The organism is Gordonia sp. Z-3 (genome assembly GCF_036233855.1).
Lineage (GTDB): Bacteria > Actinomycetota > Actinomycetes > Mycobacteriales > Mycobacteriaceae > Gordonia > Gordonia tangerina.
On sequence record NZ_JAZARS010000030.1, the window covers coordinates 1 to 21,458 of the forward strand.

Consider the following 21,458-nt stretch of genomic DNA (forward strand, 5'->3'; position numbering starts at 1 on the left):
TGCAGACCGCCTGAGCCGTCGCTCCCACCCGAACAACCAAGGACCTCGAACAGCCGGCGACCGAACGCCGGGAATCGTCCCTGCTCACCCCACGCTGACCCGCTGACCACCACAAACGCCGGCCACGTGAAAGATCGAGGCTAGTACCCTGTCGAGCACGGGAGCTGACGGTCGCGCGGATAAGTGACGATGTCGGCGTAGTAGCGCCCGTGGGCTGCGGTGGCAGCGCTGCCCTTCGTTTAGGGGCCCAGAAGGATTCCCACGGTGCAGTGCCATGCCACACATTCTCATGCCGCGTGGCTTCCGCGATCGCCGCATGCCCGGTCGTGCCGCGTTCCTGAGCGGCCTTGAGCGCCGCGGTGTCACGGCGGGTGACCTCGGTACCGAACACCACCCGCGCCTCATCGAGACTCTGTCCCAACACCATCGCCGACTCACGCGTCATCGCCGCACCACCACCGCCGGCGGTGAACACCTCCCGCGTCGAGGCCGCCACCCATGCGGGTTGGTGTGCTCGTTGGCCTTGCCCGGACCGGCCAGATACATCACCAGACCGTTCATCCGCGCACCCGACGAGATCGCCGGCATCTACACGCCATCCCACTCGTCGACATCCGCACGCGACACTGTGTGCTCAGCGCCGGTGACGTTGTCGGTGTCGGCGGCACCGTAGGGCAGCTCGCTTCCGCGAGGCGGGTGCGTTTGGGCGTGCGCGCGCCTGCGGGCGGGGTCGGCGAGTCCAAGCGCACGCGTGGCCCATGTCGTCCGCCTGTGGCGGTCAGCGAGTGACGACGAAACGTCGGCTGGGGACAAGAGCAGGCAGAACTGGGGAACATTTAGGGCGACCGGGCACATCAGACACGTGACAGCTCGACCACATCGACCAGGAAGGCCCCACCATGCTCCCCAACGATCACGGCACCTCCAGCACCCCCGGCACCGCCACCGAGGGCGGCGTGCGCCACACCACCGACGCGCAGGGCAACGACGTCGCGGTCCACTACGACGCGGCGGGCAATGTCTCCCTCGTGGAGGTCGACACCGACGGCGACGGGCGCTACGACACCGCTGCGGTGTCCACCGCCGACGGCACAACCCTGGTCGGCCACGACGACGACGGCGACGGCCGCATCGACACGATCGCGCACGTCGACCGCGACGGCGATCTCACCCGCGTCGACACCGTGGAGAACGGCCAGATCGTGGCCTCGACCCTCGACCAGGACGGAAACGGCGCACCGGACACCGTCATCGAGGACACCGACCGCGACGGTGTCGCCGACCGCATCTCCTACGACCGGGACGGTGACGGTCGCATCGACTACATCGCTGCCGACACGGACGGCGACGGACAGCTCGACACCTACGTCGCCGACAACGACGGTGACGGCCAGGCCGATTCCTACTCCGGTGGTGGCGATTCCTACGGCAGCGACTCGTACGGCAGCGACCCCTACGGCCAGGACCAGGTCCCGCACTCCGAGGACGGCAGCGGCTACGGCGCCGACGACACGGTGCTCTGACCTCCACTCATCGCACCCCTCATCGCATCGCCCCCGCCCAGCCCACCCCGGCGGTCGGGGGCGTTGTCGTCTGCTCGCCACTCACCGACGACCCCACTCACCGACGACGCTGCAGCTGCAACCGCGACATCGTGTACGTCACCAGCACAGTCGCCACCAAAAGCATTGCGCTGCAGGCGAGTACCACGTTCGACCCAGTGGCATTCCAGATGGCGGCGCCTCGGGTCTGCGGGGCCAGTGGTGAGTTCGTGTTCACCTCGACCGCACCGGCCGCGGCCGCGTATCCCCAGTAGGACGGGAACAGCCAGGGCAGCTGGGCCAACACCGGTGTGCTGATCCGGAACAGCCCGCCGCAGAACACCAGCTGCGCGATGATCAACACCACCAGCGGCGGCATCGCCTGTTCGGTGGAGCGCACCGTGACCGACACGGCCAGACCGACGACGGTGCTGACGCAGGCGAGTGCACTGACCGCGCACACGAGTTCCAGCGGAGCGGTACCGAACACACCGCCGGCGGGAATCCCTTTGCCCAGGAAGGTGATCGTGATCATGACCATGCACTGGGTCACCGCCACGCTGCAGAACACGACGATCTTCGCCGCAAGGTAGGCACCGGGACGCAACCCGACGGCCCGCTCTCGTTCGAAGACGTCGCGCTCACCGATGAGATCGCGGATGGTGAGCGCCGTGCCCATGAAGGTCGCGCCGACCACCAGGATCACCAGGATCTGCAGGGCTTCGCCGGCGGTCTCGGGATTCTGGTTGACCGCGAATCCCCGCGAGCCCGGGATCACCAGCGTCAGCAGGCCGAGGACCAGCGGTAGTGCCGCGAGGAACGCCAGATAGCCGGGGTCGGCGACGAGGAGTCGGAATTGTCGGCGGATGACGGTGTCACACTGCCGGAACGCCGACGCCTGTGGCGTACCGATCAGCGGCCCGGTGGGCCGTCGAACCGGGATGGCGGGCGCTCGCCGGGAGCGGTCGAGGTGGGCCCGATGGGCGAGCACCGGGTGCGCAGTCACGAAGGCGAAGACCTCGGCCCAGTCGGCGCTGCCCATCGCGGCCGGGATGTGGTCGGGGCGGCCGACGAAGGCGGTGCGGCCACCGGGCGCCAGCAGAAGCACTTGATCGCACATCGCGAGATGTGCCAGCGAGTGCGTGACGACCAGAACCACGCGCCCGGCGTCGGCGAGGCGACGCAGCGCGGCCATCACCTGGCGGTCGAGTGCCGGATCGAGACCCGAGGTCGGTTCGTCGAGGATCAGCAGGCTGGGCCCGGTCAGCAACTCCATCGCCATCGAGGCACGTTTGCGCTGGCCGCCGGACAGTCGGTCAATGCGGGTGTCGAGGTGATCGGACAGCTGCAGTTCGGCGAGAACCCCGGCGACGACACGGTCGCGATCGGCGGAGGTCAGATCCGGCGGCAGCCGCAGTTCGGCGGCGTAGCCGAGCGCCTCGCGCACGGTGAGCCGCCGGTGCAGCACATCGTTCTGCGGCACCATCCCAATCCGGGTGTGCATCGCGTCGTACTCGCCGTGCACGTCGCGGCCCTCGAAGGTCACCACGCCGGCCGACGGGGTGCTCAGGCCGGCGACCACCCGGGCCACCGTCGACTTCCCCGCCCCGGATGGTCCGATCACCGCCGTCAATGTGCCGGGGCGGGCGGTGAATTCGACGTCACGCAGCAACGTGGTGCCACTATCGAGGGTGAGTCCGACGCCACGCACGTGCAGGCCGTCGGAGGCTCCTGCGGGTGCGCCATCACGGGCGAGGACATCGCCGTTCACCACGAGGTCGGTGTTGCCGATCGTGATCACCGATCCGTCGAGAAGCGCGGCCCGGTCGACTCGGTGACCGTCGACATAGGTGCCGTTGCTACTGGCGAGGTCTTCGATCATCAACTCTCCGTTGACCTGTCGGACGACCCGGGCGTGATGACGGGATGCCGGCATGTCCTCGACCACCACATCGTTGTCCGGGGTGCGCCCGATCGTGGTGATGCCGCGCACCGTGATCCCGCGCTCGGACCACCGGTCGGGTTGATCGACGACCAGGTCGATCACCAGCGACGGACCGTCGTCGGGGTCGGAGAGACGCACCACGGTCGGCGCGGCGACCATGACCTCGGTGACCGCGATGCCGGCCACGAAGGCCGGCATCGCGGGATCCTGCGCGGATACCCACCATCGGTTGGTCCGCCACTCGATCTGCACGTGGCGGGCGGCGATCAGCGGGTGATCGACGACGATGTCGTTGCCGACCGCGGACCCGACGCTCACCTGCGGATGCTCGCCGAGCTCGTGGACGGTCGCGCCCACCGTCACGGTGCCGCGGATCATCGTGGTCATCATCTCGGTCACCCGCAGGCCCGGTCAGAACGCGTCGTGCGCGTCGAGAGTGGTGTCGGCGTACGGTTCGTAGGCGGCTGCGGGATCGGTGACTGCAGTATCGGCTTCGGGGACATCGGATTCGGCGACATCGGACTCGGGGACATCGGACTCGGGGGCCGACGGCGCCGTCGACGGGGCGTTCTCGCCGTGCGGCTCACCACCGAGATAGCCGATGCGGTCGGCCTGACCGTCACCATCCGTGTCGGTGATCACGGTGTCGGGGGAGCCGTCGTTGTCGGCGTCGACGACGGTGGTGTCGAAACCGCCGTCGCGGTCGGTGTCGACGAGCTGCACGTCGAAATTGCCGTCGCCGTCCACATCGATCGCCGAGGACACGACCTGACCGTGGTCGAGGCCGTCGATCTGGATCACGTCGCCGTCGGCGGAGAGCTTTGCGATCACATCCGCGGAACCGTCGTCGTCCGAGTCGGATTCGACGATCGTCGTGCCGTCCGGACCGCCGTAGACCAGCGTGTCATAGGTGCCGTTGTGGTCGGTGTCTGCTTCGACGAGCACCACGTTGCCGGTGTCGTCGAGGTAGGAGTTGATCGCGGTGCCGTCGGCGGTGGTGCCGTGCACCACATCGACGTTGCCGTCGCGGTCGATGTCGACGGCGCTATGGGTGGTTCCCTCCGGCGCGGAACTGTCGGTGGTGCTGGTGCTGGTGCTGGTGGTGGGGGTGCTGCTGTTGCTGGTGGCGGTGCTGTCGGACATGGTTCTCACCCTTCGTCGCACCCCGCTCGGCGGGGCCTGTGTGCGTTGTCGGAGATCTGACGACAGCGGAGGGTGACAATGTTCCCGGAGGAGCCGAACGAGACTTTAGTTCATCAGACCCGACCGGGTGAGGAAGGTCTTCGCGTCATCGACGCTTGCCACGCCGAACACGTCCACCAGCAACCCCGTCGAGGTGTTGGCATAGTCGATCTTGTAGCTCGACTCCGCACTCGAGCGCGGTGCGATATCCGCGGCGGACACACGATCGGAATCCTCCACCAGCTCACCCTTGCCGTCGGAGTAGATGCCGTTGCGGATGTTGACGATGGTGCTGTCGGCCTCGTTGTCGTCCACGTGGAACGAGATGAAGTAGGTCAGCGACTCGGGTTGGCCGAGTTCGGCCAACGTGCTGTCCTCGGCGATGTCGCACAGCATCTTGACGGCGTCGTTGCTGTTGAAGCCGGTCTTGCGGCAGTTGGCGACTGACGCCTGCAGCGGCCCGGGCAGCGCGGCCATCAGGGCGGTCTCGTCGGTCAGGATTCGGCCACCGTCTTTGCCGGTTTCGCCGGCGGCGCTCACCTGCCCCGTGTCTCCTGACGCGTCGGCCGTCCCGGAGGCCGACGGGACGTCGGGATTCGGGTTGTCGTCGTCGGAAGAGTTCACCAGAGCGGCAGCGCCGGCACCGATTCCCACCACGGCGATCACCCCGACGGCGATCGCGGCGATCCGTCCCCACCGTCGACCACCCGACGACGAGGAGGTCGGTGCCACCGACTTCGCGGCGTTCAGACCGGGGCCCGAACCGGGGGGAGCCGGCATCCGATCGGACGCTGACGGCACGCCGGCCGGCCGGTCGTTGGTACGCGGGGCGCCCTCGACGATGGCGGTCACCAATGCACCCTGGGCGACCACGGTTTTCGGATCGTCGAGCGTGGCGACGGGACCGAGTTCGGTGAGCCGCTGCTGAATCATCGGGATGCGCGACGACCCGCCGGTGAGATACAGCGCCGACAGCTGATCTGCGTGAGTGATTCCCGCGTCACCGAGCGCCGCACGCGTCAGCTGCATCGCCTGCCCCACGGCCCGAGCGATGAGCTCGTCGAATTCGTCGCGGGTGATCTGCAGGGTGGTGCGGCCGGTGGGGGTGGGCACGGTGATGGTGGCCGACGGCGCCTCCGACAACAACTCCTTGGCGTGCCGAATCGAATCCTGCAGGCTCTGCATCACATCCACGGACGCCTGCCGACGCAGCCACGTCACGAGGTCCGGATCACGGTCGGCCAGGCGTTCCTCGACCCACCGCTGCACGAGGGCGTCGAGGTTCTTGCCGCCGAGCCCGTTGTCGCCGCAGGCCGCGATCACCTCGAAGGAGTTGGGCGCGGTCACCGTCAACACCGCGATATCCAGTGTGCCGCCACCGAAGTCGAAGACCGCGATCCGCGCTCCCGGTTGCATCGCGTGCGATCGCGAGTAGTGCGCCGCGGCGGCACGGGGTTCGGAGACGGTGACGATCCGCGCCGGGTGGATCCCGGCCGTGGCCGCCGCGTCCACCAGCACCCGTATCTGCTGCTGCGCCCAGGCTTCCGGATGGGTGAGCACCACCTGCGCGGGCGGCGTCCCGGCGTGCGCGGCCATTCCACGCGCGATGATCGTCCGGATCACCGCCGACACGAGGACGTAGGTCGGCATGGTCTGCCCGTTGACGGTGCAGGTCGGGTCAGCACCGATCAAACGTTTCGGAGAGGCCACAAAGCCCGATGGATTCTGTTGTGCGGCATTGATCGCCGCGTCACCGACGGCGATGTTGCCGCCGCTGCCGGCGACGTACACCGCCGACGGCATCAGGTTGCTGGTGTGCGAGAGCGCCAGCGTCTCGATGCCACCGCTGGTCGCCCCGGAGTGCGCGGCGGCGGAGTTGGAAGTGCCGAAGTCGACGGCCAGCGTCCACGCGGCCGCTGTCGGGGGCGCCGGGGTCATCGGTTGCTGGGTCATCGGTCCCGGGTGCATCGGGTGCGGATTCATCGGCGGCGGGGTCATGGGTCTCGGTTCCTCGGATGCGGCGGGCTCAGCCCGGTGGCGGAGTCGGGGTGGTCGGCACAGTAGGGGCGGTGTAGGTGCGGATCAGGGTGACGATGGCGGCATCCTCGGCCGCCGACCCGGTGGCCAACGAGCGTTGCTGGAGCATCCTCAGCCGCCGGGCCGCCTCCGCGGTCACCGCCTGCGGCGGTGCGTCATCAGGCAATCCCACACGTCCCGCCAGGGTGGTCGCGGTGAGCACGGTGCGCAGCTCGTCGGTGATCGACGCCTGCGGATCGGTTCGCAGCATGCGCTGATAGTCCTCCAGGACGGTCACCATCTGCAGCGCCGGCGCTGCGCGCAATTGCGCTGCCAGCGAACGGATCTGCTCGCGCGCCGGGTGAGTGAAGGACAGCTGATCGAGTCGCGCCAGGATGCGGTGCGCGCGATGCAGGATCGCGAAGCGCGTGGTGGACGCGTCCAGGGCCCGCATCAGCCCGCCGATGCCGGATCGATCGGTCAGCCACGCATTCAGCGCCGCCGCACCACCCGCGGCGATCTCGCGCCCGTTGAGCACGCCGTATTCACCGAGCAACCCGAGCAACTGGATGCGCACTTCCAGCGGCAACACCTCGTCGGCGTCGTCGGCGTCGAAGGTGCGGATCAACTCGAGCGTCGGCATCCCGCGCAGCCGGCCGAGCGCTGCGGCATGGTGTTCGGTCAGCATGCCGGTGTGGCTGGTCTGGGCCATCAGCCCGGAGATCGGCACTACTGTGCTGACCGTCGCCGACAGCTGTCGTGCCATCCGCACGGCGTGCTCGGCGGCATGCCCGAGCGGGTCGCGACGGCCCAGCGCGCCCTCGCCGAAGGAGTCGGCCCGCGAGAGCACGCCGAGCATGTTCAGCGGCGTGAACGGCAACTGGGAGAGGAACTCGATCTCGTCGATCCGGGGTGCCGCGTCGAAGAGGAAGACCGCAGCGTCGGCGTCGATCGATGCGCTGCGGGTCTGTTCGAACCCGTCGATGGTGGCGCGTCGGGTGGCGGTGTCGTTGGCCACCGTCAGCGTCGACAGGCCGGGAGTGTCGATGAGAGTCAATCGACGCAGCGCCGCCGACGGCAACCACCGGTCCACGTAGGCGATGTCGGGGGTGGCCAGCGGCAGCGGGACCTGCTGATGCGGACCAACCGTCACCGGCTGCCGTCGCCCGTCGACGCCCACAACTTCAGCACGCGACGGCGAACCGTCCTGGTAGACGGTCACGGTGTTGGTGGCCTCCAACGCGGCGGTCTCGGCCACCGGCGCCCCGATCAGTGCGTTGACCAGTGTCGACTTGCCTGCTTTGAGCCGGCCGACGATCACCACCCGCGGCGGTGACCACAGGATGGTGCCGATCGAGTTGGCATGTGCGGCCAGGTCGCCGCCGAACGCGGCGAGCTGATGCAGGCCGCGATCGAGGGTGGCGTGCACCGGATCGGGATGCGTCACGCGCCGACTCCCGCCATCAGTTGTTCGGCCGCGGCGATCCGTTTGTCCACGATCTGCAGGTTCGTGGTCAGCCGGGCGGTGGATTTCTCCCGGGCCGCGGCGTCGGCCGACGCCGCCTTTTGGACCTCGTTGATGGTTTTCTGCAGCTGCTCGATGGTGGTCCGCAGGTGATCGCGGTAGCGGATGATGATCTCCGGGCGCGACTGCGCCACTGCACTTTCCAGCAGCCGGCCGGTGGCCGCCTTGGTGGTGGCGATCGTCTCGCGCAGCCAGGTGAGCAGATTGGTCTTGCCTGCCCGGATGGCCCGGTAGCTCAGATTGACGCCCACCCATACCGTGCCCACCACCACGCCGACGCCCATCAATGCGGACAGACCCAACAAACCGCCGAGTGTCGAGCCACCCACGACACCCATTGTCAGCAGGGTGGGATCGAGCAGTCCGTGGCGCTTGTTGCCGACCTGATGAGACTCGATCCGTTTGTCCTGCATGGACGTGACGATGCGCGCGCTGAGTTCCTCCCAGACACTCGGGTCGTCGGCAAACCGGGGGGCGATGATCTCATCGTGCAGGCGGGCCAGGAAGGTCGACAGTGTCTGTGCCATCGCCTGTTGCAGGTCGGCCTGCATGTCCGCGGTGAACTTCTGCTCGCTGCGCCGCAGCACGGCCATGCCATGGGTGTTGACGTATGTCGTCCACTTGTCGCGGATCTCGTCGAGGCGCCGCTCGAGGTCGTCGATGGCCGACTGTCGCAGCAATGTCAGGTCCCGCGCCAGGTACTGCTCCCACTGCCGCGACTGCTCCTGCAGTTCGGCAAGGCGGTTCAGGTCGGCGGTCAGGTCGGGCAACGCATCCGCGCCCGCCGCCACTGCGTCGAGTTCGCGGCGCACCCTGCTCCGGACCGACCGCAGTCCTTCCAGGCAGGTGCGCACTGCATCGAGGTGTGGGAGTTCGGCGGCGGCATCGAGCCGTCGGACGATCTCGGTGCGCAGCGTGGTGATCCCGCTGTCCTCTTCGAGGCGATCTCGGACGGTGGGGTCGTCGATGTCGGCAGCGATCACCGCGAGCAGGCTCGACACCCCCAGCACGGTCACCGGCCGTCCCAGCTCGGTGGCCAGGATCTGTTCGTTCTCGGCGACGATCTCGCGCCAGCGACGCAGGTTCTTGTCGGTCTTGGTGACCACCACGATCACCGAGTCCACGGTGGCCGTCGCTTCCCGGACGAACGCCATCTCCGGGGCGGTCAGCGGCGACGACGCATCACACACCAACACCAGCACGCACGCCTGTTCGGCCGACTGGGCGGCCAGCCGCGCCAACCTCGGGTCGAGCCCCCCGACCCCCGGGGTGTCGACGAGGGTCACGTCGGCCATCCGGGCATCCCGCACCGCCAGTGCGGCGGCGGTCGGCAGCTCGTCGACGCGAGGGTCACACACATGCGTCCCCGTGGTGGTCACCCACTGCGGCAACTCCGCGGCATCGATCCGCCGCGACCCGGTCGGGAAGAACAACTCGGCCACACGCGCCTGTTCGAGGCCGGCTTCGGGGGTGACGCCGACCGCCACCGAGGACGTCACATCGACCCCGACCGGACAGAGATCTCGTTGTCCGACAAGTGCGTTGACGAGCGAACTCTTGCCGCGCTGCACCTCGCCCACCACCACCACGGTGCGCGTCTGCACACCGCGATCGAGCTTGGCCAACGCGACGTCGGCGAGCCCATCGAGCTGATAGGCGCGCAGCACTTTGACCGCACCGTCGACCACCGCGGACACCTCCGCAGGGGCGGTTCCGGAGGCCACTGCCTGCGGCGTGGACTCACCCATCGATGGCTTCCCCCGGTCATGTTCGGTCACGGAAAACAGCAGAGCACGGATATCAGCTGCCTGCCGGGGCCGTAGTCTACCGAGATGAATTCTGCGCTGGTCATTCCTTCGGTGCACTAATCTGCATCCGAAGCTCGGGGGAACATTCGTCGGTCGCCACCGCATCGAACCCACGACACAGTTGTGAGCCCGCCGCTACAGGTCGGGATGCTGCGAGAGGGGAACGACAAGATGATGTGCGCACCGACGCCAGGTGGACGAGCGAGAGCAGGACGGTGGCTGGCGGCCTCCGTCCTGCTCTCCGCCGCGCTGATCGCGGTCGCCGGCTGCACCACCGACGGGACGCCGAGGAGCACACAGGCCGCGGCGGTGTCGTCGGCCACCGAGCCCTCGGTGGATCTCGCCGCCCTGGACACCGGGGCCTACCCGACCGCGCCGCGGCCGGAGTTCGGGAAGGCGACCACCGACAACATCCTGCAGGTCGAAGGCCAGCGGATGGCGCAGTTCATCGTCGTACCGTTCGAGATCGATGCAGATCTCACGAAGAGCGGGCTGCCCACGATGGTGATCACCGGTAAGTCGAATCTGCGCCTGGTGTTCTCCCCGGAGGTCGCGAACGTGCCCGCCAACGAGAAGATGCTCGGCGGTTATGTCTCGACGGCGGCGACCCCGGACGAGAGTCTGCGCGCCGGTCAGCGGCGCAGCCTCAACAACCTGGTGGTGCGGTATCTGACCGCCGCTGACGCCACCGCCGCGGCACAGCAGATGGCCGACGCGGCCGCGAAATCCGCCGGCACCCGACCCAGCACGCTGCCGGGTCTGCCCGACACCATGGTGGTTCGCGGCACCAGCGGCGGCAACCGGCAGATCATGGCGTTCACGCCACACAAGACCTATGTGCTCTACCAGTGGTACGAAACGACACCGGCGCAGCAGGACCGCCTCGAACCCACGATCGGCAAGGCTTTGGAACTGCAGACACCGCTGATCGATCAGTTCCCCGCCACACCCACCAAGGCCGAGGCGGCCGCGCGTGGCGTCTCCGGCTCCAGCGCGCCACAGATCGACCAGGATCATGTCCTCATCTACGCGTTGCCCTACAGCGACGAGGAACTGAAAGACGCCAAGGCCAACGTGCCCGGCGGCAGCGTGCGGGCGGTCTACGGTCCGCGCGGGATGGCGCACACGAGTACCGATCCGGTCACCGACTACAACGTGCTCACCGAGACGGGGTCCACCGCCAACGCCGTCGAGCGCTCGACCGTGTACCGGGCCGAGACGGCCGAGGGCGGTCAGAAGATCGTCGACGCGTTCCTCGCCTCGAACCGCAATCAGGGCTGGTCCGACATCGACAGCCCGGCGGGCCTGCCGGTGGCGAACTGCCAATCGAAGACACAGTTCTTCTGGTGCATCGTGCGTGACGGTCGCTACGTTGCCTCGGTGTCGTCGAGTAGTGAGCGGGACGTTCACCAGCAGATCTCGGCGCAGTACGTGATCTTGACCAAGGCCGATCAGCAGGCGGAGTGATTCACACGAGTCACACTAGATAACAACTGCATCACGGGTTACTGAGAAGCGGCGCGCGGTGCGGATGTCCGAGGCATCCGACCACCACGATGGCGAACCATGCGCCGAGTTCGTCCCAACGCCCGCCCCAGGCCGTCGTTCGTGCTCGCGACGATCGCCGCTGCGATCGTCGCGAGTCCGTTCGCCATCATCGTGACCGGGTCGGAGCCACGACCCACCGACAACCATCGAGAAGTGCCGCCGACCGCAATCGATCAGATCGGGCTCGGCAATGTGCCGTCAGCGGTGGTCGATCTCGCCGAGTCAGGGCTGTCGGCGGCCGGGCTGAAGCTGCCCGAGATCGATCCGACGGCATTCGGGTTGCGTGACCTGAGCGGCGTGCAGGGCCCGGCAGCGCCGGAGACGCCTGCCGACCCCGAGTCCGAGCCGGTCGAGCCGGCGCCGCAGCAGAATCCCGAACCGTCGGCCGAATCGGAATCCGAGCCGGAGCCGGAGGCGTCACCGGCGCCGCAGGCACCGACGTCGCCCGGTGCGAAGTCGGCCGCGCCGGAGGCACCGCCGGCACCGCCGCGGATGGCCGACGGCCGGGAGGTTGGCGTGGCGGTCAAGCACATCGTCCGCGACGACCCGCTGAAGATGGTCGCGTTCACCTGGGACCGGGCGGTCGATGCGTCGATGATGCTGCGGGCCCGCAACGACGACGGGTCGTGGGGGGACTGGCTCGATCTCGACCCGGTCGACACGGCCTACCCGGTCTCAGCGGAGCACCCGATGGGCACCGAACCGGTGTGGGTGGGTGACGCCAAGGAGGTCCAGGTGGCGGTGTCCGACGACGGGCTCGCGATCCCGGCGGCCGAACCGCAGGGCGGCGGTCTGGTCGAACTCGGCATCGGCACCGCCAGCACCGTCGTCACGGAGCTGCTCGAGACCGTGGTGCCGGCGTTGACGGCGACGCTCATCAGCCCGGAAGGTCTGCTGTCGCTCGGGTCATCGTTGCTGACGCCGCTACTCGGCGGTCCGCAGGTGGTTGCGCGGGCACAGTGGGGCGCCGACGAGTCGATGCGGTGCTCACAGCCGACGTTCTCCCCGAACGTCCGCGGCGCCGTGGTCCACCACACCGCGGGCAGCAACGATTACACGCCGGAGCAGTCGGCGGAGATCGTCCGCGGCATCTACGCGTATCACGCACGCACGCTGAACTGGTGCGACATCGGCTACAACGTGCTGGTCGACAAGTACGGTCAGATCTTCGAGGGTGCGTTCGGTGGTCTCGACCGGAACGTGGAGGGCACGCACACCGGCGGGTTCAACAAGAACACGGTCGGGGTGTCGATGATCGGCAATCTCGACGAGGTCGCACCGACCACCCCGATGATCTCGTCGGTGGCGAACTTCCTGCGCTGGCGCCTCGGGAAGGCAGGGGTGAACCCCGCGACCAACGCGCAGCTGACCGCGGAGTACTTCTCCGACAGCAAGTTCCCGGTCGGCGCCGTCACCAATCTGCCGGTGATCAGCGGCCACCGCGACTACAACAACACCAGTTGTCCCGGTGAGTTCGGTTACGCCGCACTGGGTCCGATCCGCACGATGGTGGCGGGCTCCTCGGCACCGCCAGAACCGGCACCGCAGGAGTCGGCACCACAGGAGTCGGCACCGCCGGCGGAGCCCGCACCGGCACCGCCACCCGCCGAGCCGGTGTCACCGGCGCCGCCTCCCGCCGCCTGATTCACTGTCCGCGCCTGGCCGAGTGAGTTCAACGTGCCGGAAACCGGAACGTTCACCTCACTCGCGAGTCAGACCACGCCACCGCAGTGAGCTACCCGAACCACCGCTCCAGCACGCGGGCGACGCCGTCCTCGTTGTTTCCGACGGTGATCTCGTCGGCGGCGGCCAACGCCGCGGGGTGGCCGTGGCTCATCGCCACGCCGTGGCCGGCCCAGCTGAGCATCTCGACGTCGTTGGGCATGTCGCCGAAGGCGACGGTCGCCGACGAGTCCAGCTGCGCCAGTTCGACGATGTGCCGCAGCCCGGACGCCTTGTGCGTATCGGGCACCGCCAACTCGACCAGCCCGTTGTCGGTCGAAAAGGTGATTTGTGCCAGCCCGTCGACCGTGTCCTTGAGTCGGGCAGCGATCTCGTCGCTACGCATATCCGGTTGGCGAACAAGCAGTTTCACTGCCGGTTCGGCATGCACCTCGTCGTCACCCACCTCGATATGGTCGGGATTGAGCCAGGCGTGACGGTATCCCGAGGTGGCTACGAAAGGCGGGGTGGCGGCGTCGTAGGCGGACCGTCCAGCACGTTCGGCGGCGATACCACACCCCGGTACCTGCCGATAAGCCTGCGCCACGAGCTTCTCCAGGACGTCGGGTGCCATTGTCGCGGCAGAGATCACGTGGTCATGCTCGACGTCATAGAGGATGGCGCCGTTGGCGCACACCGCGTATCGCACATGTGCTGCGGTGCCCTCGAGTTGATCGGTGATCTCGGCGATCCACCTGGGCGGTCGGCCGGTGGCCAACACGAAGTCGACGCCGCGCTCGGCGGCGGCCGCCAAGACCTCGATCGTCCTACGCGACACGCGATTCTCATCATCGATGAGGGTGCCGTCCACATCCGACGCGATCAGCGTGGGCGGACCGAAGGCCCCCGAATCCGCGGGTGTCGGGCTCACCGCTCACCTCGCGCCTTCTGTGCACGCGCGTTGGCCTTCGCCGCCGCCTCGGCGTCTTCGATCACCCGGGCCTGTTCCGGTGTCGGTGCCGAGCCGCCGAGTCGGGCGGGCACCCAGAACTCGCCTTGCGGATGCGGCCCGTAGGCGTCCTGCACCTGGTGCAACAATGTCGTCATCTCCTCTCGCAGCCGGGCAGTGGCCGCATGCGAGTCCTCGCCGGCGTCGACCCGCACCGGCTCGCCGTAGCTGACCGCAACCGGCAGTCGACTGCGGCCCATCTGTCGGGTGCCCGTCTCGGTTTTGGTCCATTGGCGCTGGGCACCCCAGACGATCGCCGGGACGATCGGCACACCCGCCTCCCCGGCCATGCGTACCGCGCCGGTCTTGAACTCCTTGAGTTCGAAACTGCGACTGATGGTCGACTCCGGGTAGACGGCGACCATCTCGCCGTCTGAGAGTTCGTCGACGGCGGCACGATAGGCGTCGGCACCGACCGACCGGTCCACCGGCACCGTCTTGGTGTGGTTGACCAGGAAACGCATGATCGCCACATCCATCACCTCGGACTTGATCATGAACCGGGTGCGCCGGCCGACCCGGTACAGCCCGAGCGCCAGCGGCAGGAAGTCGACATAGCTGGTGTGGTTGACGGCCAGCACTGCCCCACCGGCGCGCGGGATGTTCTGCAGACCCGAGAACCGCAGGTCCAGCCCCTGCGCTCGCACCAAGCCATTCGCGATGACCTCGAGCGTCCGGTAGACCGGTTCCATGTTGAGCCAGGGTAGTCGGGGGCGATCAGGAGGCCTCGCCGCCCGCCTCTCGCTCGGCGCGGCGGGCCGCTTTGGCCGCTTGTTCCTCGGCATCCATCCGGTTGGCCTCCTCGAGAGTGGGCGCCGACCCGCCCAGGCGCGCGGGCACCCAGTATTCGCCGGCGGGATGCTCACCGTAGGCGTCCTGCAGTTCGAGCAGCTTCTTGCCCATCACCTCGTGCAGCCGCGCGGTGATCTCCTCGGCGGTGCCCGCCGGTTCGATGGGTTCGGCGACCCCGATCATGATCTTGACGTTGCTGCGCCCGAGGTTCTTGGGGTGGCCCTTGGTCCACACCCGCTGCGCACCCCAGATCACCGTGGGGATGATGGGCGCACCCGATTCCAGTGCCATGCGCGCGGCACCGGACTTGAAGTCCTTGAGCTCGAAGCTGCGGCTGATCGTCGCCTCCGGGTAGACACCCACGAGTTCGCCACGTTTGAGATAGTCCACGGCGTCGCGATAGCTCTGTGCGCCGCTGCCTCGATCGACCGGGATGTGTTTGAGCGCACGCATGATCGGACCGGAGACCTTGCTGTCGAACACCTCCTTCTTCGCCATGAACCGCACTTTGCGGCGGCCTTGCAGAAAGGCGGGGATGCCGGCATAGGTGAAGTCCATGTACCCGGTGTGGTTGATCGCGACCACACCCGGGCCGTCGACGGGAACGTTCTCCACCCCCGACACCTTGAACTTCAGGCCCTCGGCCAGCCACAACAGGCGTGCGGTGGTGATCACAGCGTCGTAGACCGGTTCCATGCGTCGAGCTTAGGCCATGGGCGAGGCGCTACCCTGGGAGCCGATTTCGATCTCGGGCCCCTACCCAGCGGCTCGAGTGCGAGGAGGCGAGAAGTTGCAGATCACCAGCGTGGGACATGCCGGTTTCCACATCCAGACCGCGGCCGGTTCGATCCTCTGCGATCCGTGGGTCAACCCTGCCTACTTCGCGTCGTGGGTGCCGTTCCCCGACAACTCCGAGCTCGACTGGCGTTCACTCGGCGACTGTGACTACCTGTACGTCTCGCATCTGCATCGCGATCATTTCGACGAGCGCAACCTGCGCGAGAACGTCAACAAGGACGCGACCGTACTGCTGCCCGACTACCCGGTGCCCGATCTCAAGCGGGAGCTCGAGAAGCTCGGCTTCCACAGGTTCGTGGAGACCGAGGACTCGGTGAAGACGACGGTCAGCGGCCCCAAGGGGTCGCTGGATGTGATGATCATCGCGCTGCGCGCACCTGCCGACGGGCCCATCGGCGACAGCGGTCTGATCGTCTCCGACGGCGAGACCACCTGCTTCAACATGAACGACGCCCGGCCGATCGACCTCGATGTCATCTCCGAGGCGTTCGGCCACGTCGATGTGCACCTGCTGCAGTACTCGGGTGCGATCTGGTATCCGATGGTCTACGACATCCCGCGCAAGTCCAAGGCGAACTTCGCTGCGCAGAAGCGGCAGCGCGGCATGGACCGGGCGCGCTCCTACATCGAGCAGGTCGGCGCGAGCTGGGTTGTCCCGTCGGCCGGGCCGCCGATGTTCCTCGACGAGGACCTGTTCGGGCTCAACGATTTCGGGTCCGGGGTCGACGGCGCCGATGAGACGTCGATCTTCCCTGACCAGGAAACCTTCCTCGAACAGATGCGCATCCACGGCACCGACGACGGCGAGAAGCACCGCGGCCTGATGCTGGTGTCGGGTTCGGTCGCCGAGTTCGCCGGGTCGTCGCTGACCGAGGTCTCCCACCCGTATCCGCCGGGTGAGGTCTTCGGCGAGAACAAGCGTTCGTACCTGGAGAAGATGAAGGAGAAGTTCGCTCCGGTGATCGCGGCCGAGAAGGCCACCTGGGCACCGGCCGACGGTGATCCGTTGCTGCCGGCACTCAAGGAACTCTTCGAACCGATCATGGCGCAGTCGGACCTGATCTGCGACGGCATCGGGTATCCAGTGGGTCTCGTGATGGGTGACGAGGTCGTCGTGGTGGACTTCCCCAACCGCATCGTGCGCGAACCGAAAGAGGGAGAAGGCAAGTACCGCTACGGCTTCCGGATCGCACCGGAGCTCGTGCGGACCGTGCTGCGCGACGACGAACCGGACTGGGTCAACACCATCTTCCTCTCCACCCGGTTCACCACGTGGCGCATCGGCGGCTACAACGAGTACCTGTACACCTTCTTCAAGTGCCTGACCGACGAGCGAATCGCCTACGCCGACGGTTGGTTCGCCGAGGCCCACGACGACTCTGCCTCGATCGTGAAGGACGGCTGGGAGATGCAGCGTCGGTGCCCGCATCTGAAGGCAGATCTGTCCAAGTTCGGCGTCATCGAGGGTGAGAAGCTGACGTGCAATCTGCATGGCTGGCAATGGGATCTGGCGTCCGGGCGCTGCCTCACCTCCAAGGGCCACGAACTGCGCGCCCAGCGCCTGGACTCCTGATGACCCGCATCTAGGCTGCGGAACGCACTGTGGCACAACGGTCATACCGAGGGCGCCCGGTCACCGAGCGCCGCGCCGACCGCCAGGACAGATTCATGGCGGCCGCCCTTGAGGTGTACGGCACCCAGGGCTACGCACGTGGCACGGTCTCCACGATCTGCACTGCCGCCGGCCTGTCCCGGCGGCAGTTCTACGAGTTGTTCGACAGCCGTGAGGATCTGCTGATCGCGGTGTACGACATGATCCACGCACAAGCCCGCACCGCGGTCCTCGCCGCATTCGCCCGCGCCGATCCGGCGGCAAGCCTGCAGGACCGGGTGCGCCCGGCCATCGCCGCCTTCTTCGACTCGGTTGCCACCGACCCCCGGCGGATGCGTATCGCATTCGTCGAGATCGGTGGTGTGAGCGCACGCGTCGAAGCTCACCGCGTGCGGTCCCGCGCAGAGTGGACGACGTTCTTCGGTGCCGCGGCTGCGGAGATCGGCGGTCTGCGCGACTCACCGTTCGGCTTCGACTACGAGGCGGCAGCGTTCATCGGCGCACTGACCGAGGCCGGCCACTTGTGGGCGAGCAGCACCGAACGGCCCGATCGGGACGAGGTGATCGACATGCTGCTCGCCGTCATCGTCGCACTGGCCACCCACCGGTCCACCGCTGAGCCCGCCTGAGCCACCGGCACCCTTGCCTGACGCTCGGGGCCCATCCGACCCATACCTGCACGTTCGTTGCCGAACGTCACGGCGGCATGCTATCTTTCCCGGCATTGTGGGACAGCACGTTCTCACATTCCTTGTCGGGGGTCACCGGAGCGAGCCAGCAGCGGCGCCGCTCCGGTGGCAGCGGGAGTGACCGAGGCGCACCCCGCCCGCAGATACCTGAGCCCGCAACGCCGGCCCGCAACACCTCAGCCCTGCGGCACTGCGGGCGATGACGCCACGACGACGGCACCCACCACCGCCGCGACGAACGCAACGATCGCGACCGGCTCCCAACCCGCTCGGGTCGCGTCGCCGAGCAGGGCCAGTCCCACCGCGCCCGGCACCACCGTCTCGCCAACGACGAGAGCCGCCGCAGCTCCGTTGACCGATCCCGTCTGCAGCGCCACCGTGAACAAATAGAAGCCGGCGACGCCGCACCCGATCACCGCATAGGCCGCGGGGTCGGAGAGCAACGTTGCGAGGTCGAACGGATCGATACCGTGCACGATGCGGACCGCGACGGCCATCACCCCGAACAGGACTCCGGCCAACAGCCCGGCGACCGTCGCGACGCGCGGCCCGGCCCACTGCACCAAGGCAAGCCCGCCGACAAACAACACGGCTCCGCCACCGAGCACCGACCAATGCAGCCACGCACCGTCGTGCCCGTGTCCCTCGTCGGCGGACGCGACGGCGAGCACCACCAGCGCCACCACGACGACGCCGATCGCGACCCGATCTCGGATTCGTAGCTGCACATGCAGGAAGATCGCCGCGAGAACCGCGGTCACCACCAGGTTCGCACTCACGATCGGCTGCGCGAGGAACAGCGGAAGATCCCGAGCGGCAACCAGATTCCCGACAAATCCGACACCATCGAGGGCTATTCCGGTGAGGAAGGCGACCGTCAACATCGCGGTGATCGTCGACCGCAGGGTCGGTGCGTGTGTGTTTGCGTCACCCGGTTCGACCGCGCTTCGTGCGCCGTAGGCCTGCAGGACTGATCCCGTTCCGTAGGCCAATGCCGCGACCACGGCGGCGACGATTCCGACGACCATCCGATCAGTATCACGGACGTGAAGGCGGAGATGAGACACCTGACACACATCGGCGCTGCGGGAACAAGACCCGGCCGCGAGCCCGTTACCGCTACACGTGACTCTCGCCCGCGGATCAGTAGCCGCCCGTCGTGCCCCTGCCTGCGCCACCGCTGAGGAATGCTGATGCGTCAGGGCCCCTTTGCCGGACGCTATCCGGCCGTCGCCGTCATGGTCACCTTCGCGCTCATCCCGTATCTCGCGCTGTCCGCGGCCATCGAACCGCTGGTACCGACGATCATCTCCCAGCTTGGTATGACACCGCAGATGATGAGCCTCGCATCCGGCCTCGCCAACGCGGCCTACGCAGCCGGCACGGTGCTGGCGGTGCAACTGGCCCAACACCTCCCGCAGCGTCGGATGCTGTTGGCGTACGCGGTGGTGCTCGTGGTGGGTGCGGTCGTCACGGCCGGTGCGGTAAACGGCGTCATGTTCACCTTCGGGCTGATCTTCCTCGGCCTCGCCACCAGCATGCTGCTGATCGCCGCCGCGCCGTCGTTGACCATCGGTTTCCCCAAGAAGCGTCTGCCCCAGACCGCCATGATCATGAACATGTGCGTGTTCGGTGCGGTGGCCATCGGGCCGTTCATCGGCGGCGTGCAGTCGGCGGCCGGGCAGTGGCGCCCTCTGTTCTGGATCATCGCCGGCATCGCCGTGCTGGCGCTCGCCATGGCGGTCCTCACCTTCGAGGACGCACCGCCGGCGGACCCGACCGCGCCACGTGATCTGCGGGCGATCGGGCTGGCCGCCGCGGGCTGCGTACTGGCCTTCGCCGGCGCCGCGCGACTGACCACCCATGGCCTGTTCGACGTCGAGGTGGCGTTGCCGATGTTCGTCGGCCTGGCTTTGATCGTCGCGCTGATCACCTATCAGTTCCGGGCACGCCGACCCCTGTTGACGGTGCGGGCGGTGCTCACCAGTTCGATTCCGGTCGCGGGGGTGGTGCTGGCCCTGTTCGCCGCGGCGGCCTCGATCGCGGCCACCTCGCTCACCGCCGCCGCGTTGATGGATGAGCTCAGTGCCTTCCGGGTGGGGCTGCTGTATCTGCCCGAGCTGGGTGGCGCCATCGTGATGGCGGTCGTCTTCGGCGTTGTGATCTCGCGTCGCGCGATGCACTACCTGCCGCTGGTCGGCATGGTGCTGCTGGCGGCCGGGATCGTGGTGTTCCAGCTCGCCTTGCCGGCCAATCAGCCACTGGTGCTGCTCGGCGCGGCACTGACCGGCCTGGCGCTGGGTGCGACGGTGGCGCCCGCACTGTTCGTCACCGGGTTCTCGCTGCAGTCCAACAGCCTGCAACGGGTGTTCGCGATCATCGAGCTGCTGCGTGCGGTGGCGGCGTTCCTGGTGGCGCCGATTCTCGCCAACATCGTGGTTGCCGCGTCCGCCGACCGGCTCGACGGCACCCGCCACGCGTTGTGGATCGGATTCGGCCTGGCCATCGCCGGCGCGGTGTTCGGTATCGCGGTCTATGCGCTCAGCGGCGCTCGCCCACAGAAGCCCGACCTCGATCGCTTCCTGGAGGGTGACGCCGCGGCCTGGCACTCCCCGCCGCTGCTCGCCCGGCTGCGCGGCATCGCGGCACCGGCCCCCACCCGTTCCGAGCCGGTGGATCGGGGATTGCCGGCGCCGGCGCCTATCGCCGAGTCCGACCTCGATCGCGCGACACCGGGTCCGATCTGCTTCGCCTACGACGGCAGCGACCTCGCGCGATCGGCCATCGTCGCCGCCCCCGGGCTCGTCGGCCCCGGCCGAGATGCTGTCGTCGTCTGTGTGTGGCAGCCGGCCGATGTCGGGTTCACGCCCCCGTCTGGCGAGCGATTCGACCCGAACAACGCACACGAGGTCGCGCGGATGGCCGAACGGGTGGCCGCCGCCGGTGCCCTCCTGGCCGAGCAGGCCGGTTTCCGCGCCCGTAGCGTGGCGGTCGAGGCCGCCCCGACCTGGCAGGGCATCGTATTCGCCGCGCAGGCCGAGAAGGCCCGGCTCATCGTGCTCGGGCCGCATCCGCGCGGTGGGCTGTTGGCCGCGTTGCAGGGCAGCGTCTCGGCGACCGTTGCTGCGCACACCGCGATACCGGTGCTGTTTGTGCCGTCACCCGCCGACACCGAGACCGACAAAACCGTCGAATCCGGCGCATCGCCGCAGGTGAACGGCCGGAGCGCGGCTGTCGGGGTCGGCGAATAGGCTCGTCACGGCGGAGTGTGATCGCCTACGGTTGAGAGAGCGGGATCGGGGGAACTCCTCGCAGGGTCGGGACTCCACTG

Annotated in this window: 16 protein-coding genes; 7 read left to right on the forward strand and 9 right to left on the reverse strand. The window is 68.0% G+C overall.

Features of this window, described 5'->3' with window-relative positions; all coding sequences use genetic code 11:
* Positions 1-274: 274 nt before the first annotated feature.
* Both VX037_RS22815 and VX037_RS22820 read left to right on the forward strand, forming a co-directional pair.
* Entirely contained in the window at positions 275-673 is a 399-nt protein-coding gene (locus VX037_RS22815; RefSeq protein ID WP_328716017.1) for a hypothetical protein, read from the forward strand.
* Positions 674-899: 226 nt separating this feature from the next.
* Positions 900-1,523: a hypothetical protein gene (locus VX037_RS22820; RefSeq protein WP_266063620.1), complete on the forward strand. Its 624-nt coding sequence runs from the start codon at positions 900-902 to the stop codon at positions 1,521-1,523.
* 97 nt (positions 1,524-1,620) lie between these two features.
* Here the strand turns inward: VX037_RS22820 and VX037_RS22825 are convergent, their stop codons facing one another.
* From VX037_RS22825 to VX037_RS22845, 5 genes are all read right to left on the reverse strand, one after another.
* A complete protein-coding gene (locus VX037_RS22825) occupies positions 1,621-3,873 on the reverse strand; it encodes an ATP-binding cassette domain-containing protein (protein ID WP_372512468.1) in 2,253 nt (750 codons plus the stop codon).
* 24 nt (positions 3,874-3,897) lie between these two features.
* Positions 3,898-4,629 (reverse strand): hypothetical protein, encoded by a 732-nt coding sequence (locus VX037_RS22830; RefSeq protein WP_266063622.1) that lies wholly within the window; start codon positions 4,627-4,629, stop codon positions 3,898-3,900.
* Positions 4,630-4,734: 105 nt separating this feature from the next.
* Positions 4,735-6,666, reverse strand: a complete 1,932-nt coding sequence (locus VX037_RS22835) for an Hsp70 family protein (protein ID WP_328716018.1) — start codon at positions 6,664-6,666, stop codon at positions 4,735-4,737.
* A gap of 28 nt (positions 6,667-6,694) precedes the next feature.
* Positions 6,695-8,131, reverse strand: a complete 1,437-nt coding sequence (locus tag VX037_RS22840) for a GTPase (RefSeq protein WP_328716020.1) — start codon at positions 8,129-8,131, stop codon at positions 6,695-6,697.
* A complete protein-coding gene (locus VX037_RS22845; RefSeq protein WP_328716021.1) occupies positions 8,128-9,957 on the reverse strand; it encodes a dynamin family protein in 1,830 nt (609 codons plus the stop codon). Before VX037_RS22845 ends, VX037_RS22840 begins: the two co-directional genes overlap by 4 nt.
* A gap of 207 nt (positions 9,958-10,164) precedes the next feature.
* Here VX037_RS22845 and VX037_RS22850 point away from each other — a divergent pair, with 207 nt between their 5' ends.
* A complete protein-coding gene (locus VX037_RS22850) occupies positions 10,165-11,484 on the forward strand; it encodes a DUF7373 family lipoprotein (protein ID WP_328716023.1) in 1,320 nt (439 codons plus the stop codon).
* Positions 11,485-11,583: 99 nt separating this feature from the next.
* Complete coding sequence (locus VX037_RS22855; protein WP_328716025.1) at positions 11,584-13,209, forward strand: peptidoglycan recognition protein family protein; 1,626 nt, start codon at positions 11,584-11,586, stop codon at positions 13,207-13,209.
* A gap of 91 nt (positions 13,210-13,300) precedes the next feature.
* On the opposite strand, the gene VX037_RS22860 is transcribed toward VX037_RS22855, so the two are convergent.
* The 3 genes from VX037_RS22860 to VX037_RS22870 are packed head-to-tail and all read right to left on the reverse strand — an operon-like array spanning position 13,301 to position 15,724.
* On the reverse strand, positions 13,301-14,158 hold the full coding sequence (locus VX037_RS22860) for an HAD family hydrolase (protein ID WP_328716026.1): 858 nt from the start codon (positions 14,156-14,158) through the stop codon (positions 13,301-13,303).
* Positions 14,155-14,928, reverse strand: a complete 774-nt coding sequence (locus VX037_RS22865; RefSeq protein ID WP_235723289.1) for a lysophospholipid acyltransferase family protein — start codon at positions 14,926-14,928, stop codon at positions 14,155-14,157. The genes VX037_RS22860 and VX037_RS22865 overlap by 4 nt, the downstream gene beginning before the upstream one ends.
* Before the next feature lie 25 nt (positions 14,929-14,953).
* Positions 14,954-15,724, reverse strand: coding sequence for a lysophospholipid acyltransferase family protein (locus tag VX037_RS22870; protein WP_235723288.1), 771 nt, complete (start codon positions 15,722-15,724; stop codon positions 14,954-14,956).
* A gap of 94 nt (positions 15,725-15,818) precedes the next feature.
* Here VX037_RS22870 and VX037_RS22875 point away from each other — a divergent pair, with 94 nt between their 5' ends.
* Positions 15,819-17,399, forward strand: a complete 1,581-nt coding sequence (locus tag VX037_RS22875; RefSeq protein WP_328716028.1) for an MBL fold metallo-hydrolase — start codon at positions 15,819-15,821, stop codon at positions 17,397-17,399.
* A gap of 95 nt (positions 17,400-17,494) precedes the next feature.
* Positions 17,495-18,067: a TetR/AcrR family transcriptional regulator gene (locus VX037_RS22880; RefSeq protein ID WP_266063630.1), complete on the forward strand. Its 573-nt coding sequence runs from the start codon at positions 17,495-17,497 to the stop codon at positions 18,065-18,067.
* Between the two features lie 236 nt (positions 18,068-18,303).
* Here the strand turns inward: VX037_RS22880 and VX037_RS22885 are convergent, their stop codons facing one another.
* Positions 18,304-19,155: a hypothetical protein gene (locus VX037_RS22885; protein WP_328716029.1), complete on the reverse strand. Its 852-nt coding sequence runs from the start codon at positions 19,153-19,155 to the stop codon at positions 18,304-18,306.
* A gap of 165 nt (positions 19,156-19,320) precedes the next feature.
* On the opposite strand from VX037_RS22885, the gene VX037_RS22890 reads away from it, so the two are divergent.
* Complete coding sequence (locus VX037_RS22890; RefSeq protein WP_328716030.1) at positions 19,321-21,378, forward strand: MFS transporter; 2,058 nt, start codon at positions 19,321-19,323, stop codon at positions 21,376-21,378.
* The last annotated feature ends 80 nt before the right edge of the window (positions 21,379-21,458 follow it).

Excerpts from the sequence above, each read along its gene's own strand:
- VX037_RS22815 (WP_328716017.1), top strand. The coding sequence starts at position 275 with ATGCCACACATTCTCATGCCGCGTGGCTTCCGCGATCGCCGCATGCCC.
- VX037_RS22820 (WP_266063620.1), top strand. The coding sequence starts at position 900 with ATGCTCCCCAACGATCACGGCACCTCCAGCACCCCCGGCACCGCCACC.
- VX037_RS22825 (WP_372512468.1), bottom strand. The coding sequence starts at position 3,873 with ATGACCACGATGATCCGCGGCACCGTGACGGTGGGCGCGACCGTCCAC.
- VX037_RS22830 (WP_266063622.1), bottom strand. The coding sequence starts at position 4,629 with ATGTCCGACAGCACCGCCACCAGCAACAGCAGCACCCCCACCACCAGC.
- VX037_RS22835 (WP_328716018.1), bottom strand. The coding sequence starts at position 6,666 with ATGACCCCGCCGCCGATGAATCCGCACCCGATGCACCCGGGACCGATG.
- VX037_RS22845 (WP_328716021.1), bottom strand. The coding sequence starts at position 9,957 with ATGGGTGAGTCCACGCCGCAGGCAGTGGCCTCCGGAACCGCCCCTGCG.
- VX037_RS22850 (WP_328716023.1), top strand. The coding sequence starts at position 10,165 with ATGCTGCGAGAGGGGAACGACAAGATGATGTGCGCACCGACGCCAGGT.
- VX037_RS22855 (WP_328716025.1), top strand. The coding sequence starts at position 11,584 with ATGCGCCGAGTTCGTCCCAACGCCCGCCCCAGGCCGTCGTTCGTGCTC.
- VX037_RS22865 (WP_235723289.1), bottom strand. The coding sequence starts at position 14,928 with ATGGAACCGGTCTACCGGACGCTCGAGGTCATCGCGAATGGCTTGGTG.
- VX037_RS22870 (WP_235723288.1), bottom strand. The coding sequence starts at position 15,724 with ATGGAACCGGTCTACGACGCTGTGATCACCACCGCACGCCTGTTGTGG.
- VX037_RS22880 (WP_266063630.1), top strand. The coding sequence starts at position 17,495 with ATGGCGGCCGCCCTTGAGGTGTACGGCACCCAGGGCTACGCACGTGGC.
- VX037_RS22885 (WP_328716029.1), bottom strand. The coding sequence starts at position 19,155 with ATGGTCGTCGGAATCGTCGCCGCCGTGGTCGCGGCATTGGCCTACGGA.
- VX037_RS22890 (WP_328716030.1), top strand. The coding sequence starts at position 19,321 with ATGCGTCAGGGCCCCTTTGCCGGACGCTATCCGGCCGTCGCCGTCATG.